Below are 17778 nucleotides of genomic sequence, written 5' to 3' on the forward strand. Positions count from 1 at the left end.
CCTTAATATAGGTACTGAATAAAACTATCTAGTACCTATAAGAAAGCATTTACTATGCCATTATTTTTAACCTTTAAATTCAGTTAGATAACAGTATAAACTATTACTTTTTGGAGAAGTTGGTTTGTCAATCTATTGACTTAAATGTGTAAAAGTCACCATTAAATCGAGTGCTAACATCTGTTATATAATCAGACAGCATCTATAAATTACTCAGCTGGTTTTTGTAAATCATATTTACGCATCTTTTCAACTAAAGTAGTTCGGCGCATACCTAAAGTTTCAGCAGCTCTAGCAACCACATAATCATGTTTAGTTAATGATTGGTTTATTAAAGATACTTCAAGATCGGCTAAATGTTCTTTTAGATTGATACCTTCATCAGGTAATAAAGCGCTATCGACAGAAGCGACAACTGCATTTTCTGCTTCAGGGGTTTCAGTTGAGCTATCATCATCTTCATCGTCAAAATCAAAACCTGAGAACAATTCATTAATCGCATCTTGTTCTTGTAATTCTTCTGGATATTCAGGGTTATAGACTTGCGCATCTATGTGCTGATACTTAAACGGTAGCTCAGCAACATCAACAATTTGATCCCCATACATTATTAACATGCGCTCAATTAAATTGGATAACTCACGCACATTACCATCCCAAGGATGCTCCATTAAAGACTCAATCGCTTTATCGGTAAAGCGAACGGTTTTACCTTGATCAAGTTCAAAGCGAGATAATAGTTCTTTTAATAACAGTGGAATATCTTCTTTACGCTCACGCAATGCAGGAGTTTCAATGGGAAATACATTTAAACGATAAAATAAATCTTCCCTAAAGCCGCCCTCTTTGATCATTGTTTCTAAGTCTTGATGGGTTGCAGCAACAATTCGTACATCGGCTTTAATACTTTTACTACCACCTACTCGTTCAAAAGTACGCTCTTGTAGAACACGTAACAGTTTTACTTGCATTGGTTGCGGCATATCACCAATTTCATCTAAAAATAAGGTACCGCCTTCAGCTAATTCAAAACGCCCTTTACGGGTCGAAATAGCCCCAGTAAACGCGCCTTTTTCATGGCCAAATAATTCACTTTCTAATAATTCAGCAGGAATAGCACCACAGTTAACAGGTACAAACGCCTCTTTGCTGCGCTCTGATAAGTCATGAATATTACGTGCAACCACCTCTTTACCTGTACCTGATTCACCTAATACCAATACACTAGCTGGAGTTTTAGCCACTTGCTCAATTAAAAAGCGTACTTGTGACATTGGCTCACTACTGCCAACTAATGAACGAAATAAAGCGGTTGATTTAAGTTTAGTACCACTGCGCGGTAATTTATTATGGTATTGATGACAGTGATGAATAAGCTCAGTGAGCTGTGCATAATTAAGCGGCGTTGTTAGCGTACCAATAACATTTACTTTACTTATTAACGCTTTGCCATCAACAACATCATGTAATAGAAACGGAATACTCGGGTTCGTTTTAACTAAATCAGCGCAATTATCACTGACATTTCCAGCGAGGATCACTGTTAAAACTCGACTATTATCAGCTAAGACTTGTGCTGCGCTTTCTGCTGAGCAATGAATGAAGTGTTCACCAACAAAAGCCAGTACCGTACTAATTTGTTGGCTTCTGTCGGTATTGTTATCAATAATGACTATATTCTTTTGACCACTTAACACCGACGGGGTTATGGAGTTTACTGCTGATACATTTTCTGGCGTTACTTTTAATTCATCACTCATATTAAACTCTTTACTGCTTTTAACATCTTTTGGAAAAGTGGCTATTTTTTATAGCATTACGACAATTTTAGTCCTTAACCAATATTTATCAACAAAAAATTGACGTTTGGCTGTCATTTATTTGTCACCGATAAAAATTCTACATATAAGCCTACTCAACTAATGATTTCAAAATAGATTTTATTAAAATGAACATTTCCCATGAAGCCTATATAACTATTCATTTTGCAAATATCACTCTCTTAAATTGCAGTGAGTATTGCTGTCAAAAAAATTAATGGCATAATTTGTGAATCACTATATATTTACCTATATAGATATAATGCTAATTATTGCTAAATACTTAAATATTTCAAATAACTGGAGAAGAAAATGCTAATATTAAACGGAAGTGCAGAATATATGTTAACTACGGATCAATATACTCAAGGTGATAGACATTCTTTTAATATGTTTGTCAAAAATGATGATTTAAACGCCCAATTAGACAACATAGAAAAGTATCTTGTAGGTAAAGGTTGGGATAATATTGAGATCACAGATAATGGCTTAATTGAAAATATTGAAGAAATCAGCCATTCTGTGTTAATCGAAGCATTCAAAAAAGCACAAGTTGAAGGGATTTGTGCGGTAGTTAACAACACAGCAATAAAAGATTAGCTCAGCATAGGTTTATGCTACTGTGATTTTCTGTGTAGTTAAATGACTACTCATTGTTATTTTGTAAAGTAACTTATTGGATAATCCAGCTAATTTATTAAGCGTTTTTTAATTCACACGTTAAACTTTTAATTATGCTAGTAACTTCATAATCAAATTTAATGTAAGTTAATGATATTGTGATATTATTAACTAATATAATAGTGATTAACCCAAAAGGTACTCAAGAAATGTTCAACAATAAAAGCATTCTCATCACTGGTGGCACAGGCTCTTTTGGGAAAAAGTACGTTAAAACACTACTTGAGCAGTATTCCCCTAAAAAAATTATTATTTATTCGCGTGATGAATTAAAACAATATGAAATGGAGCAGATTTTCAATGAACCTTGTATGCGTTATTTTATTGGTGATGTGCGTGATAAAGAGCGTTTAACACGTGCTATGCGCGGCGTTGATTTTGTAATCCATGCTGCAGCATTAAAGCATGTTCCTGCCGCAGAATACAATCCAATGGAATGTGTCAAAACCAACATCAATGGCGCAGAAAATGTGATTGATGCAGCGTTAGATAATAACGTTGAGAAAGTTATCGCTTTATCTACAGATAAAGCAGCAAATCCAATAAACTTATATGGCGCAACTAAATTAGCTTCAGATAAAATATTTGTTGCCGCCAATAATATTAGCGGCGGTCATCGTACAACCTTCTCTGTCGTTCGGTATGGGAATGTTGTTGGCTCTCGTGGCTCAGTTGTGCCTTTCTTTCAAAAACTAATCGACAATGGCAGTGATCATTTACCGATAACCCATACAGATATGACTCGCTTTTGGATAACCTTACAACAGGGGGTTGATTTTGTATTAAAAAACTTCGCAAGAATGTATGGCGGCGAAATTTTTGTTCCTAAAATACCATCGATTAAAATCACTGATTTAGCCACAGCAATGGCTCCAAACCTAACTCAAAAAATTGTAGGTATTCGCCCGGGCGAAAAACTTCATGAAGTAATGTGCCCTGCTGAGATCTGTTATACGACGTATGAATTTAATGATCATTTTGTCATTGCTCCAGCAATTAAATTCAGTAGTCGTAGTAATGACTTTACTGTCAATGCTCTCGATGAAAAAGGTAAGCTAGTGCCCGAAGGATTTGAATACGACTCTTTAAATAATGATGAATTTTTAAGCATAAAGCAAATACAATCGCTTAATATTACCGCTTTTTTATAGGTTAAGTGATGACCTCATATAATCCCAAAACGATGATCCCTTATGGTAAACAAGATCTCAATGAAGATGATATTGCCGCTATCGTTGATGTATTAAAATCGGATTATTTAACACAAGGACCTAAAGTTCCTGAATTTGAGCAAGCTATTGCTAGCTACTGTGGAGCACAATTTGCTACAGCAACCAATAGCGCAACCTCTGCTCTGCATATTGCTTGTTTAGCTTTAGGTGTAGGTCAAGAGGATATAGTGTGGACTTCTCCTATATCATTTGTTGCCTCAAGTAATTGTGCACTTTATTGCGGGGCAAACGTTGATTTTGTTGATATCGATATACAAAGCGGTAACCTTTCTCTTTTAGCCTTAACTAATAAATTACATCACGCTAAACTGAACAATATATTACCTAAAGCACTAATTGTTGTACACCTTGCAGGCAATTGCTGTGAAATGTCGGCTATTTATCAACTATCTCTGCAATATGGTTTTTCAATTATCGAAGATGCTTCCCATGCTATCGGCGCCAGCTATAACAGCCATAAAGTTGGCAGTTGTCGCTACAGCGATATAACTATTTTCAGTTTTCATCCTGTCAAAATTATTACTTCTGCAGAAGGTGGTATGGCATTAACTAATGAGGCAGAGCTTGCTGAAAAAATACAATTACTCAGAAATCATGGTATTACTAATGATCCAAAGGTGATGACAGAAACAAGTCATGGTCCTTGGTATTACCAACAAATTGAGCTAGGTTTTAACTATCGCATGACAGAACTACAGGCAGCATTAGGACTTAGTCAAGCTAAACGCCTAGATGATTTTGTGCAGCAACGAAATGCTCTCGCCCAAAGATATGATCAAGCGTTTAAGAATAGCTCCTTAACCTATTTAAGACCCAATAGCGAGACTCACTCTAGTTATCATCTGTATATCGTATTATTGGCACAACCTTATCAAGACTTCCATAAAGAGGTTATAAGTAAATTAAGAGCAAAAAACGTTTTTGCCCATGTGCATTATATTCCTATACATTTACAGCCATATTATCAAAATCTTGGTTTTAAGGCTGGCGATTACCCCATTGCTGAAAACTATTACCAACGCGCTATATCACTACCTTTGTATCCAAACTTAAGCAACGAAGCACAGCAATACATTATTGACACTTTATTAGCTGAAATACAGACAATAGAGAAAAACCTTATTTCTGTAGAAAACTAAATATGGAGCTAGCATTAGGCACAGTTCAATTTGGTTTAGATTACGGCATCAGTAATCAGCAAGGCCAAGTGCCTAAAAGTGAGGTTGCCCAAATATTACTTCATGCAAAGTCTTTAGGCATTAACACATTAGATTGTGCCGGTGCTTATGGTAATAGTGAGAAAGTACTCGGTGAATTACAAGAGAGTGAGCACTTTAACCTTGTAAGTAAAATTCCTGCATTAACGCCACAGCAAATATCAATTCTGCCCTTTTTTGAACAAAGTTTAGTAGACTTAAATCGTAATAAACTCGATACATTGCTATTCCACCAAGCAGATAATTTACTAAACCACCCAAATAAAGAGCAAATTTTCAGTGAGATAAGTCAGTTAAAAGCACAAAATTTAGTTAAACGTATTGGTATATCCGTTTACAGCCCTGAACAATTAAAGGCAATAAGTAAACAATTCACATTAGATATTGTACAAGCACCTATTAATATATTTGATCAGCGCTTTATCTCAACAGATATGTTGAGTCTATATCAAAAATCATCCCTATTAATACATGCACGATCGTTATTTTTACAAGGTTTGTTACTTATTGAAGCTGAGAAACTACCACCTTATTTTTATCCTTTCAAGGAAGAGCTATCTGCCTTTGATAAATTAGCAAAATATCTCTCTTGCTCAAAGCTAACACTTGCTCTTTCGGTATTGGCACAAGATTCGCATAATAAGTGTATACCGATAAATAGCGTCATAGATAAAATAGTTGTTGGTGTATGTAATACAGAACAATTAATTGAAATGGTTAACGCTTATCAACAAGCAAAAAAGTTATCTATATCAATAGAAGAAATAAATTTGCTTGCCGATAACCGACTAGAACTGATTAATCCAAGTTTATGGCAAGTTGAATAAATTAATACTTATACATAATTTAAAACGATACAGCAAAAAAAAACAATAAAAGGTCAACATAGTGGCTGAACTATTAATTATTTTACAAGCGCGAATGTCTTCCTCAAGGTTACCCGGCAAAGTATTAAAAAAAATACTGGGCAAACCTATGCTTGAACATCAATTAGCGCGCTTATCACAAATAAAAACAGCTCATCATTTATTGGTGGCGACCAGTGAACAAAGTGATGATGACGCAATTGCAGGGTTATGCGAGCAACTTAAGGTGAGTTGTTACCGAGGGGATTTAAACGATGTACTTTCACGTTATTACCACGCTGCACAAAGTGTTAATCAAGACAAGAAAATAAAGCACATAGTGCGTGTAACCGGCGATTGCCCATTGATTGACGCTGAAATTATTGACAATGTTATTACTTACTATTTAGCGGAACAAGTCGATTATTGCTCAAATTGCGCGCCGCCAACATTACCCGATGGCTTGGATGTTGAAATTTTTAGCTTAGCAGCCTTACAAACAGCGTTTGAGCAAGCTAGTAAATCTTCTGAGCGTGAGCATGTTACGCCATTTATTCGTAATAACCCGCAATTATTTAGTCAAGCTAATTATATGTATCCCGTTGATTTATCACATTTACGCTGGACGGTAGATGAGCCTGAGGATTTTGAGTTAGTTTGCCAAGTTTATCAGTACTTATACCCTGATAATCCAACTTTTAACTTAACAAATATATTAACATTAATGACGAAAAACCCGTCATTAGCACAAATTAATAAAAACATCATTCGCAATGAAGGTTTACTCAAGTCAGAGAAAATAGATCAGGTAATATCAGCACAAAAAAGGATAATATTAATGACTAAATCATACCAAGCATCAAATCAATGGCTTGAACGCGCTCAAAAAACGATTCCTTTAGGCTCACAAACTTTCAGTAAAAGTCATATAGCATACCCTAAAGGTGTCTCTCCTTTATTCATTAAACGAGGGCTAGGTTGCCAAGTGTGGGATGCCGACGACAATCAATACACAGATTTTGTAAGCGGCTTACTCTCTGTTTCTTTAGGATACTGTGAACCATCGGTAGATGATGCAGTGATTGAACAAATAAAATCAGGAGTAACCTTCTCCTTGCCTCACCAACTTGAAATGGAAGTTGCTGAAAAGTTGGTTGAATTAATTCCGTGTGCAGAAATGGTACGCTTTGGAAAAAATGGTAGTGACGCCACCTCTGCAGCCATTCGCCTAGCTCGCGCTTATACTCACAAGGAACATATTGCTGTTTGTGGGTATCATGGTTGGCAAGACTGGTATATAGGTTCAACTACACGAGACTTAGGCGTACCGGAGAGCACCAAACAACTTACTCATACTTTTACTTATAATGATTTAGCTTCATTAGAAAGATTATTTACCGAACACCCAGATAAAATAGCTGCAGTGATCATGGAGCCGATGAATACAACCTACCCTGAGCCTGGTTTTCTTGAAGGAGCAAAAGCAATATGTCATCACCATGGTGCCCTTTTCATCTTTGATGAAACAATCACAGGTTTTCGTTTTGATTTAGGCGGCGCCCAAGCATTATTTGATGTAACTCCCGACTTAGCAACTTTTGGCAAGGGGATGGCAAATGGTTACCCTATATCAGCAGTTGTTGGCCGCAAAGATATTATGATGCTCATGGAAGATATCTTTTTCTCAGGCACCTTTGCTGGTGAAACCTTATCGCTAGTTGCTACAAAATCTGTATTAGCAGAACTACAGAACAAACCAATCCTTGAACATATCCATAGTATGGGCCAGTTATTAATTGATGGTCTAGATTCATTAATTGAACAATATCAGGCACATGATTGGCTCAGCGTATGCGGGCACGCAAGCTGGTCATTTTTTATGATTAAAGATAAAGGAGACTATTCTGCGATTGAACTGAAATCATTATTTCTGCAAAATATGTTAGAAAATGGTATTTTGATTAATGCCAGTCATAATTTAAATTATGCGCATAAAAAACAAGATATTGAAAACTTATTACGCATTTATGAACAAACAATAAAATTGCTTATCGAAACCATCGAACAGAAAAGCTTTGCAATGGTATTTCATGGTAAATTACTAGAGCCGGTATTTAGAGTACGCTAATGAGAAATATTGTTGTTAGAGCTGACGCTTCTCCAATACTTGCCACTGGACACATAATGCGTTGCTTAACGTTAGCACACGCATTGAAAGTACAATTTCCTAATGTCGATATTATTTTCATCACAAATAAATTACCACAAAATTTAATGATGAGGTTAACACAGTCGAAAATAAAAGTTATTTTATTGCCCTTTGATATTGACAGTGAAAATTGGCAACAAGCTAAGGATGCTAAAGCAACTATTGAAGCAATAACCTCCTTAAATATTAAAACATTAACAAATAATAAAAAAATAGACTTATTAATAGTTGATCACTACCTTATTGATTGGCAGTGGCAAGCAGAGGTAAAGGCATGTTGTCATCAATTACTCGTTATTGATGACTTGGCTAACAGAAAACACCTTGCAGATTTTTTACTTGATCAAACACTTAACCGTCAAGGCAATGACTACGCTTTATTAGTACCACCATCTTGTCAGCTCTTATTGGGACAAAAGTTTATGCTTTTACGGGATGAGTTTACGCAACTTATTCCCTGTGCGAAAAAAAAACGAGCACAAGTCAAAGTCGTAAATAACGTTATTGAAATAAAGAACATTTTAGTAAACCTTGGTGGTTTAGATAACACCAACTTCACTGAAACTATCATATATGCATTAATAGAATATAAAAAAAATAACCATAATTTAACCGCTGATATTGTGATGGCTAGTCATTCACCACATGCTTCACAAATACAAGCATTTACCGCGAAGCATAACTGGCTAACACTAACAACTGATTGTAACGATATGGCCAATAAAATGCTTAAGGCTGATTTAGCTATTGGCGCTTCAGGTGCCACGGCTTGGGAGCGTTGTAGCTTGGGATTACCAACCTTAGCTATTGTTCTTGCTGATAATCAACAGTTGGTAAATAAAAACTTAACAAATCAACAAGCTATTGTTAATTTGGGTGCGTATCAAACACTTAATTTCAACAATATTGCCAATGCCATAGCCTTACTTGAAAGTGAGCCAAGTAAATATAAAGACTTAGTAAGTAACTGTTTTAAGAGTTGTGATGGATTAGGAGTACAACAATTATTAGCTCGATTAACGCTACCTAGGGTAACGTTAGAATTGGCGAAAACTAATGATTTAAAAACAACCTTTAAATGGCAATCAAATAGCGAAATTAGACGTTACTCTCGTAATACCCAGCCAATACAATACGACGAGCATAAACAATGGTTTTTATCTAGTTTAACCATGAAAAACAGACATCTATATATAATTTGTTGTGAAAATAATAAATTGGGAATACTACGATTAGACAAACAAATAAATACACAAAAAATAACTCGCTATGAAATATCTATTTTAATTGCACCCGAAGCACAAGGCAGAAAACTAGCACTTAGTGCTATTCATAACATTCCCAAAACGTTTGATCATTGTGAAATTTATGCGCATGTGCACCCTGACAATATAGCCTCGCAACATTTATTTACCCAGGCGAACTTTATTAAGTTAACTTCTAACAGTTACCTGAGACCAGCTTACACGCCACCAACTCAATAGGATTATCACTTTATGCATACTTTAGAAGTTAGTATTGATGGCATTAAAATAGGTGCAAAGCACAAGCCTTATATCATTGCCGAATTATCAGCTAATCATAATGGCTCAATTGAACTTGCCTTACAAACCATAAAAATGGCAAAAGAAATGGGTGCCGATGCAGTTAAAATTCAAACTTACACCGCTGATACTATGACCATTGATTGCGATAAAGAAGATTTTAAAATCAGTGGTGGTTTATGGGACGGTTATACACTTTACCAACTTTATAAAGAAGCACACACTCCTTTTGAATGGCACGAGAAACTATTTTCTTACGCAAAAGAAGTTGGGATTACCCTGTTCAGTAGTCCATTCGATGAAAGTGCTGTTGATTTATTAGAGTCACTTGATGCGCCAGCCTATAAAATAGCATCTTTTGAGTTAACCGATCTTCCTTTAATTCAATACGTAGCAAAAACATTAAAACCTATGATTATGTCTACAGGGATGGCAAATTTACAAGAGATAGAGCAAGCAATTATTTGTGCCCAAGAAGCAGGTTGTAAAGAATTAATTATATTACATTGTATTAGCGCTTACCCTGCGCCTGCTGAAGAGTGTAACTTAGCAACCATACAAGATTTAGCCAAAAGGTTTAATGTGATTGTTGGCCTGTCTGATCACACAATAAGTAATACAGCAGCCATAACCGCAACGGCGCTTGGCGCCAGTGTTATTGAAAAACACGTTACGTTATCACGAAAAAATAAAGGACCAGACAGTGAGTTTTCACTTGAGCCAAACGAGTTAAATTCACTATGTACTGAAACTAAAACTGCTTGGCAAGCTATTGGCTGTGCTGGCTACGAATTAAAGCCTGCTGAGCAACAAAATAAAAATTTTCGTAGATCACTTTATTTTGTCGAAGATATTGCCAAAAACACAATAATAACATCACAACACATTCGCAGAATAAGACCAGGTTTTGGTTTGTCGCCCAAATACTATAATGACATTATCGGTAAAACAACAAGTCAAGCGATTAAACGAGGCACCCCCGTAGCAAGCGATTTGATACTTGAACTAAATACAGAAGCATAACAATAACTAAAAATAAAATTTCTCGATTCATTTCACAGGAGAGTAAGCATGTTAAATAATTCAGTCAAGGTTATGGAACCGTCGTTTGTTAGAAGCTTTAAGTGTGCAGGTGAAACATGCCCAGATCATTGTTGTCACTCTTGGAAAGTAACTGTTAATAAAAAGTCTTATAAAGAGTTAAAAAAAAGCAGCAACATCATTATTCGTCAACTAGCCAATGATAATATGGAGCTAACACGTACCAGTGTAGAGAATTACGCGCATATAAAAATGGATGACAATAATAACTGTCCTTTTCTTGATGAAAATACCTTATGTAACATTCATAAAAACTGCGGGCATCAGGCGTTACCGCACACCTGTCAAGAGTACCCTAGAGCTTTTAACTTTTTTGGTGACCAAGTTGAAGCCAGCATGATAATGTCATGTCCAACAGTAACCAATGAAGTATTATTTAATACTGAAGCTTTTATGTTCGAATCATCCTCCAAGCTAATAACAGACCTTAATAATGGTAAAATAGGAGGCTTACCTGAAGACAATTTACCAGTATGGTTTCCTACTATTCGAGATTTTTGTTTCAATATTATGTTAAGTGAAGGGTTAAGCTTTAATGAAAGACTATTTATTATGGGTATGTATTTAAAGCAAGCTGAACCCCATTTGAATAACCCTGCAAAATTAGCACAAATGATTAATAGCTACATATCGATGTCAGAAGATAATACTTTACAGAATATGTATAAAAACTTACCCGCTATTCCCGCGTTAAAATGGCATATCTTCCAACATCAAGATAATAAGTTTGTAGCGACCACAGGAGTTAAATTAATAACGGATGAAAAAGACAATAAAAACTATACGGTCTCTAATTCTGATTTACGCTTTTTAGCTTGCCGAGAACACCTACTTAGCGCCTTGCGTGATGACAAAGATGAAAAAAACAATAAAAAACACAGTAAAACCGACGACAATAATACAGGTGAGATGTTCGATAAAATGTTAGCGCAGGCAAACAATAGCCTATTGCCAGAGTATTTCGATAAGAATCCACATATATTAGTCAATTATATTTTGTATTATCTATACCACCATCAGTTTTTACTAAAGGAGCATAAAACACCATTTCAATTTTATCGTATTATGCTTGTAGATTATTTTATGTTAACCAGTTATTTATCGGGTATTGCCGTAAATTTAGGTGAATTAACTGACGAATGGTTAGCACAATTATTTCAGTCTTACTCTAGACGTAGCCAACACAGAATCAATTTCATTGAAGGGATTGAAGAGCAATTAAAAAGTGCTGGAAGCGAAAGTGATGCGGCTATATTCTCACTCTTAAAATAATAATTAATTTTAAATATCTAATAAAGATTCGAGTGGTGATATCACTAAAGTATTAACCTGAGATTGTATATAAATCTTAGGCCAAATTAAGTAGGATAAGTTAAATGAGTAAACGTGTGTTAGTGGTTGGTGGTGGCGTTGTTGGGATTACAGCTGCCTATTTTAAAGCATTACAAGGTTTCAACGTCACTCTGCTTGAAGCATCAAATGAAATAGGTGGCTTACTTAAAAGTAGTAAGTCTGCATTTGGTTACTTTGACTATGGTGTTCACATTGCTAGTCGTACAGGTCAAACTGAACTTGATAATTTTTTATTTGGCTCAAACAATGAGCATTTACATTCCTTTAACACTCAACAAGCGGGAAGCTTTTTTAATCAAGAGCTTACCGAGTTCTCACCTTTTTTAAACTTCAACTCTTTAAATGAGCAAGATAAAATAAATGCAAGTTATGAATTAATCACAGCACAGCAACTTACCGACTTTGATGATTTAGAAAGCGCATTAAGAGTACGTTACGGCGAAACAGTCTACCAAAAAGCTTTTCTACCATTTATTCATCAAACATTTGGTGTTTCTCCAGCAGATCTCCCAGCCTATTACATACATTTTTTTGATATGTATCGTGTTGTTGCTTTTGACGAAGCAACAAGTTGCGCATTAAAAAATGTTGATTATATAAACGATAAAATAGGTTTTCACAAAGCAACTGCCGGCGTTGAAAAGTATTACCCCAAAAAAGGCGGTATTGCAAATTGGACACAAGATCTTTACCAACAAGTACTTTCATTAGGTGTCAAAGTACTAGTTAATACCACTGTCACTTCAATAGATTACAATAATGAAGAAATAACAGTTACTTATGATGATAACGAACATAGCTTTGACGAAATAGTGTGGACTATATCTTCAGCGATACTTCCTCGTTTTATTCCACTTAAAAGTCAAACTAAAAAACCAACATTTAGAAAAACAGTGTTACTTGATTTTGTTTACGAGTTTCCGGTTCTTTCTGATTGTAAATATATTAATAATTACTCCTCAACCCAGGTCTCAACTAGATTGACCTGTTATCAAAACTTGTTACCAAATAATAAATTTTATGCGGTCACCGTAGAAGTACTTGTTGATGAATCAAAAGATAACAACGAATTAGTTGCGCAAGTATCAGAAGAATTAAACGAGATGGGACTAATAGCACCAACCAACACATGTATATTTCGTCAATATAGACTTATTAGTGAAGGTTTCCCCATTATAACTAAAGAAAACGATAAACTATTGAAACTGTTAAATGGAGAAATAGAAACTCGCTATCCTAAAATTAAGTTATTAGGTCGTAGTTCGTCTAAAGGTTTTTTTATGTCTGAGTTATTAATTGATGCATATAACAGTTGTAAACAGACATAATTTAACTTTTAAAGTAAGTAAAATAGTATATTAATACTTAACCAATATATAAAAAATCATCTAAATATTAGCTAAAGACTAAAGTGACGTTGGCTTCTATATGTATTTCGTTACTGAAACCTTCCTTAAAAAAGCCGATAGAATGTTCTTTTTCTGTCGGTTTTGGTTGCTCAAATAAATGAGAGCGATGTCCAAGAAAATATCGTTGTACACCCAATTTTTTCATATAGGTAATTGCTTCAAATTGAATGATATGACCCAGTGGCAAATCAAAAAGCTCTCTATCATAAACCCCAACGCTGTATGAAGCTTGCAGAGGACTGATGTTAAAAAGCCCTATTGCTATTAATTTACTATTATCATCGTGTATAGAAATACAAAAAGCTTCTTGGTTATTAACCATCTTCTGTTGTAATTTCCAAGTTGTAAACGATCTCGTTTCCTTACCTGATACTTGTATATGAAAATCTCTGAATTGATTCAGTAAATCATCAGACATATGGGTATGTAGTTGCGGCTGCCATAATTTCATACCTTTATTAATGAGCGATCGATAGCTCTTTCTAAATGATTTTTTAATGTTGACAATATCATCACTTAAATCAGCAATTAGAAATTGTTGGTAATTCACCGCTTCAATCGCAGGTGAAAAGATACGCTGCCATAAAACATCTGTAAGCGGACAATAAGTCAAAAAAATATTGTTATTTGTACTAGCGCTAAATGCTTTTAATGAATTAAAACATTGCTGATATATTTTTTTTATTGTTTTTTTACTTGTATTCACAACAAAAACAGGAGGGATTATATGCTTACAATTACTTTGTAATGTATAGATATCGCCTATTTGATATAACGTTAATGGCCATATTGCTACAGGTATGTTGTTTTCAAAAATGGTAATAGACAGATCTGTTGCTGTGGATAAATAAGCTTTATGGTAGTGAATTGTAGAAGCTACATATTCTGAAGTAGCACTATGACTTGTGGCTAATACTGCTTGCCAATCTAATACGTTATCTTTTAAATACGATACTTTTGTAAATGTATCTTCAACTATTTTCTGTAATAAAGCACTCTGATCACACATGCTCATTCCGTCCAATTAGCCTGGACATGACAAGGCAATAACCATACTTTTTCACATTGCTGACGCTGATAATCAAAATAACTTCTTTGCTGTTCAATAATAGTAAAAGGTATTAATTTAGCTAAGCTTTCTTCTGTTAATGCTAATTGCGATATTGTTGATTGAGAAATCACAACATTTGACGGTAGTCTTTTATTAAACTGGTCAACATTATTTAATATCTGTGGAAATATTTGATGAATTCTTACTAAGTTAGCTTTTATTTTTTCTGCTGATAATTCAACCAATTCTTTAATACTTTTTTCCATCACTGGCGTAAGCATTGGTTTGGCTTGCAATGTAGCTTCTTTAAAAGGCGCTATATTAATTTGCTCCAAAACTTTGTCAATATTTTGTTCCATCAACATTCGTTGTGCTGTTAACTTATGGTAGTCTGCATCAAACTGACAAACAACTATCGCCCCTATAGAGACAGGAATAACTTTTGGTAAAGAAATAAGACAAAAAGGTGCATTATTAGGGAACAATTCACTTTTATCGTTAGTTAATATAAGTGAATCAACAGCATCCTCAATCAATACTTTATTATATATCTGCTGATTTATTTGTGTTTTTTCTCCCCACTGGTGGTAAATAACTTGCTGAGAAGATTGTGACAAAGCCGTTGTAGTTGGTGTACTTAAATGAGATATAGCAGACAATACACAGTGAGATGAAAAAGGCTGCACAAAAGTTAACTGTGGCCTTGCAAGCTCTTTTACCGCGGAAATTGCCATCATGCCAACTCTAGCGCGTGAAAAATAGACAACTTTATATGGTGCATACAAACTAGCGAAATATTGTTCTATTTCTTCTAGCCTTGTCATGTTATCAGTAATTGTTTTACTATTAATCTCTGTTTGCGGCCACATCCAAATATTTTTCATTACCACTTCCTGACAAGAATATCTTCACGAGTATTTGAAAAGGGAAGTTGTTTATTTTGTGGGACAAGGTAGGTTTCATAGCCCATCTGACGATATCTCATCAGTAACATTAAGACTAATGAATCATCGAGACTTCCCGCTTCAAATTGATTCCAATTTACTTCGGGATCATTTTCTTCACCACTCCAATTTTTATGGAAGGTCTTACCTTCATCTGACGATAAAAACCGCTTCTTTTTGGTCGCATTAGGTAAATCAGCAAGTAATAAAGTACCACCACTTTTTAACAATTTAACTAAAGAATCGACAAACATAATAAAATCATTTTCAAGATAAACACAATGAAAGACACTATAAACAATAATAGCATCCGCTTTATTTTGATAGGTGTCGACAAATGAGTTATCTGGAAATTGTACATCCACTTTCGTAATATTATCAGCGTCAGGCAGTAAAGATAACATTTCTTTACTATCAACCAATACCAAGTTGTTTTTATAAGTTTGGCTATTATTAATCAACTTTTTAACAGGATCAGAGCAGCCACAACCAATATCAATAATAAGTGCATTTTCTTGTGTTAACGCTGGAAGTTTTGAACATACATCATCAAAAATATTCAGTTCGTCATCACTTTGTTTTAAATAGCGACCGCACTTTTCTGTGGTCGTTAAGCTATTATCTACTGCTTTTTCTTTATAAAAATCAAAATATTTCATATATATTCATCGCGCCGAGTAATGTTTTAAAATTAAAGCATAAATTGCGCCAAAGGATAAGATAAATAATACTTTAAAGGGGTTACTATTAAAAAATATAAATAATCATTTAACTTATGTTAAAGAGATATGTTTAGGTAACTCATATTGTAGAATATCAACTAAATATACATAGTCACGTCGTTGCTGTGCGTCATGCATAATTTCTATTAGTTGTACTAATACGTGAAGTGTTTCTTGATTAAAAGTTGAGGAAAGCGTTAATAATTCGTCAAAAACTTGGCTCAACAATTCATTTCCTTGACCTTCTTTTGCTTGTAGCAGTGCGGTAGATGCTTGATCAATACTGTCAAAAAGTTTTTTATATTTCATCATCTTATTTCTACGTTGTTATTTTGAAGATACAAGCGGCCAAAGTTGAGTGCCTTTAATTAACGCTCCACGTTGACTGCCATTATAAAAAGTTACGTGTGTTACCAAAGCAATATAATCTTCTAAGTCTCGTAAATAACCACGATAATTTAACAATGTGGGGACTCGTTCATTTAAGCTATTTAAGACCCAATAAGGTGATTTTTCAGAGGAAACATGTGCAGCTTTAGTTGATTTATCTTCTACCCAATGGGTGTGGGTTTTACCTCCCGGAAAAGAGAAATCAGCTCCTAAAAAGGTGATATTTTTAGCCCCCATTTTTACCGCAAGATCAATCGCAGGATGAATTACACTACCGCCACAATATAACCGCCCTTTAGCATGTTTATTATTAATATCGTGATAAAGTTTACTGGTAGAATATGCCGTATATCTAGGTCCTTGCCAACGAGATAATAACGAGGGTTTAACGACAGGAAAATATATTAAGGGAATGTTTTTTAATATTCCCATATCTATATCATCAAACAACTTCTTAGCGATAGGGTCAATTGAAACAATAATGTCGGGTGTAATACCTTGATTAAGCAAAGGTAAAACTGCAGCGTCAACAGCAATCAATATATATTGCTGCCTAATGTTTTGTTGCGTTAATAATTGATAATGATCTTCTAACGTAGGGCCTGCACCACAAACAATATATTGTTTATTATTACCGGTTAAGAACAAATCAGAAACATTGTTATCGCGTTCAATAAATGGAATATTATTGTTTATTGCTTGTAATATATCTTCATTTTTTATGCCTTTTTTAGCTTCTATAAAAGGATGATCAAGTGCTAAGCATATTCTATCTCTTAAAGGGGAGCTGTCATCTTCAGCTAAAGATAGTTCAGCGGGTAATGCAATAAAGGGAAAACTGACCTTATCATCAAGCGTTGGCAAGCACAGTTCTACTCTTTTATCTTGCAACCATTGATGAGGGAATTGATGTAAGCATACTTTGAATAAAGCAATATTTAATATAACAACCTTAATTGTCTGTAATTGATTATTTAGAACAAGTAAATTAGCTAAAGTTCCAATACCACTACCATAGAGAGTAACTGATTTCTCGTGAGATGATAACGTCTGTAATTGTACATGCGCTTCAGTTGTTTGGTCATAACTACTTGCAATTTGTATGTTATTAAAAATCAGTGATAATTGATGACCTTCAATCAACTCAAATGCTAGTTCATTATCAACTACCTTTGATAACTGAACAAATATTTGAGGCCATCTCTTTTTTATAATCTCACTCTGCTCAAGAAGTAAATCCACGTTATTCACCTTCCCTCT

At 34.7% G+C, this 17778-nt stretch carries 15 protein-coding genes; 9 read left to right on the forward strand and 6 right to left on the reverse strand.

Translation table 11 applies throughout. The features are described 5' to 3' along the window. Positions 1-209 precede the first annotated feature (209 nt). A complete protein-coding gene (locus KO502_RS04555) occupies positions 210-1760 on the reverse strand; it encodes a sigma-54 dependent transcriptional regulator (RefSeq protein WP_216021380.1) in 1551 nt (516 codons plus the stop codon). A 372-nt stretch (positions 1761-2132) separates the two neighbouring features. Between KO502_RS04555 and KO502_RS04560 the strand changes: the two genes are divergently transcribed. From KO502_RS04560 to KO502_RS04605, 9 genes are all read left to right on the forward strand, one after another. Continuing rightward, positions 2133-2420 (forward strand): hypothetical protein, encoded by a 288-nt coding sequence (locus KO502_RS04560; protein WP_216021381.1) that lies wholly within the window; start codon positions 2133-2135, stop codon positions 2418-2420. A 230-nt stretch (positions 2421-2650) separates the two neighbouring features. Continuing rightward, positions 2651-3652 (forward strand): UDP-N-acetylglucosamine 4,6-dehydratase (inverting), encoded by a 1002-nt coding sequence (pseB, locus tag KO502_RS04565; protein WP_216021382.1) that lies wholly within the window; start codon positions 2651-2653, stop codon positions 3650-3652. Between the two features lie 32 nt (positions 3653-3684). Next, entirely contained in the window at positions 3685-4872 is a 1188-nt protein-coding gene (gene pseC, locus KO502_RS04570) for a UDP-4-amino-4,6-dideoxy-N-acetyl-beta-L-altrosamine transaminase (RefSeq protein WP_216021443.1), read from the forward strand. Positions 4873-4874: 2 nt separating this feature from the next. Continuing rightward, on the forward strand, positions 4875-5777 hold the full coding sequence (locus tag KO502_RS04575) for an aldo/keto reductase (RefSeq protein ID WP_216021383.1): 903 nt from the start codon (positions 4875-4877) through the stop codon (positions 5775-5777). 61 nt (positions 5778-5838) lie between these two features. Beyond that, positions 5839-7923, forward strand: coding sequence for an aminotransferase class III-fold pyridoxal phosphate-dependent enzyme (locus tag KO502_RS17295; protein ID WP_354668300.1), 2085 nt, complete (start codon positions 5839-5841; stop codon positions 7921-7923). Further along, positions 7923-9488, forward strand: coding sequence for a UDP-2,4-diacetamido-2,4,6-trideoxy-beta-L-altropyranose hydrolase (gene pseG, locus KO502_RS04590; RefSeq protein WP_216021384.1), 1566 nt, complete (start codon positions 7923-7925; stop codon positions 9486-9488). Before KO502_RS17295 ends, pseG begins: the two co-directional genes overlap by 1 nt. 12 nt (positions 9489-9500) lie before the next feature. Beyond that, a complete protein-coding gene (gene pseI, locus KO502_RS04595) occupies positions 9501-10571 on the forward strand; it encodes a pseudaminic acid synthase (RefSeq protein WP_216021385.1) in 1071 nt (356 codons plus the stop codon). Between the two features lie 48 nt (positions 10572-10619). After that, complete coding sequence (gene fliB, locus KO502_RS04600) at positions 10620-11921, forward strand: flagellin lysine-N-methylase (RefSeq protein ID WP_216021386.1); 1302 nt, start codon at positions 10620-10622, stop codon at positions 11919-11921. A 104-nt stretch (positions 11922-12025) separates the two neighbouring features. After that, entirely contained in the window at positions 12026-13330 is a 1305-nt protein-coding gene (locus KO502_RS04605; protein ID WP_216021387.1) for an FAD-dependent oxidoreductase, read from the forward strand. 67 nt (positions 13331-13397) lie between these two features. Here KO502_RS04605 and KO502_RS04610 read toward each other — a convergent pair whose 3' ends face one another. The 5 genes from KO502_RS04610 to KO502_RS17045 form a co-directional block, all read right to left on the reverse strand. Beyond that, entirely contained in the window at positions 13398-14420 is a 1023-nt protein-coding gene (locus KO502_RS04610) for a hypothetical protein (protein ID WP_216021388.1), read from the reverse strand. 2 nt (positions 14421-14422) lie between these two features. Then, positions 14423-15346: a hypothetical protein gene (locus KO502_RS04615; protein ID WP_216021389.1), complete on the reverse strand. Its 924-nt coding sequence runs from the start codon at positions 15344-15346 to the stop codon at positions 14423-14425. Continuing rightward, on the reverse strand, positions 15346-16065 hold the full coding sequence (locus tag KO502_RS04620) for a class I SAM-dependent methyltransferase (protein ID WP_216021390.1): 720 nt from the start codon (positions 16063-16065) through the stop codon (positions 15346-15348). Before KO502_RS04620 ends, KO502_RS04615 begins: the two co-directional genes overlap by 1 nt. A 114-nt stretch (positions 16066-16179) precedes the next feature. Further along, positions 16180-16437: a hypothetical protein gene (locus tag KO502_RS04625; RefSeq protein ID WP_216021391.1), complete on the reverse strand. Its 258-nt coding sequence runs from the start codon at positions 16435-16437 to the stop codon at positions 16180-16182. A gap of 18 nt (positions 16438-16455) precedes the next feature. Beyond that, positions 16456-17760, reverse strand: coding sequence for a 6-hydroxymethylpterin diphosphokinase MptE-like protein (locus KO502_RS17045; protein ID WP_216021392.1), 1305 nt, complete (start codon positions 17758-17760; stop codon positions 16456-16458). Positions 17761-17778: the final 18 nt, after the last annotated feature.

It is taken from the genome of Colwellia sp. E2M01 (assembly GCF_018860585.1).
Classification (GTDB): Bacteria; Pseudomonadota; Gammaproteobacteria; order Enterobacterales; family Alteromonadaceae; genus Colwellia.

Bases quoted from the DNA above. Each gene is read 5' to 3' on its own strand.
- KO502_RS04555 (WP_216021380.1), bottom strand. From the start codon at position 1,760: ATGAGTGATGAATTAAAAGTAACGCCAGAAAATGTATCAGCAGTAAAC.
- KO502_RS04560 (WP_216021381.1), top strand. From the start codon at position 2,133: ATGCTAATATTAAACGGAAGTGCAGAATATATGTTAACTACGGATCAA.
- pseB (WP_216021382.1), top strand. From the start codon at position 2,651: ATGTTCAACAATAAAAGCATTCTCATCACTGGTGGCACAGGCTCTTTT.
- pseC (WP_216021443.1), top strand. From the start codon at position 3,685: ATGATCCCTTATGGTAAACAAGATCTCAATGAAGATGATATTGCCGCT.
- KO502_RS04575 (WP_216021383.1), top strand. From the start codon at position 4,875: ATGGAGCTAGCATTAGGCACAGTTCAATTTGGTTTAGATTACGGCATC.
- pseG (WP_216021384.1), top strand. From the start codon at position 7,923: ATGAGAAATATTGTTGTTAGAGCTGACGCTTCTCCAATACTTGCCACT.
- pseI (WP_216021385.1), top strand. From the start codon at position 9,501: ATGCATACTTTAGAAGTTAGTATTGATGGCATTAAAATAGGTGCAAAG.
- fliB (WP_216021386.1), top strand. From the start codon at position 10,620: ATGTTAAATAATTCAGTCAAGGTTATGGAACCGTCGTTTGTTAGAAGC.
- KO502_RS04605 (WP_216021387.1), top strand. From the start codon at position 12,026: ATGAGTAAACGTGTGTTAGTGGTTGGTGGTGGCGTTGTTGGGATTACA.
- KO502_RS04610 (WP_216021388.1), bottom strand. From the start codon at position 14,420: ATGTGTGATCAGAGTGCTTTATTACAGAAAATAGTTGAAGATACATTT.
- KO502_RS04615 (WP_216021389.1), bottom strand. From the start codon at position 15,346: ATGAAAAATATTTGGATGTGGCCGCAAACAGAGATTAATAGTAAAACA.
- KO502_RS04620 (WP_216021390.1), bottom strand. From the start codon at position 16,065: ATGAAATATTTTGATTTTTATAAAGAAAAAGCAGTAGATAATAGCTTA.
- KO502_RS04625 (WP_216021391.1), bottom strand. From the start codon at position 16,437: ATGAAATATAAAAAACTTTTTGACAGTATTGATCAAGCATCTACCGCA.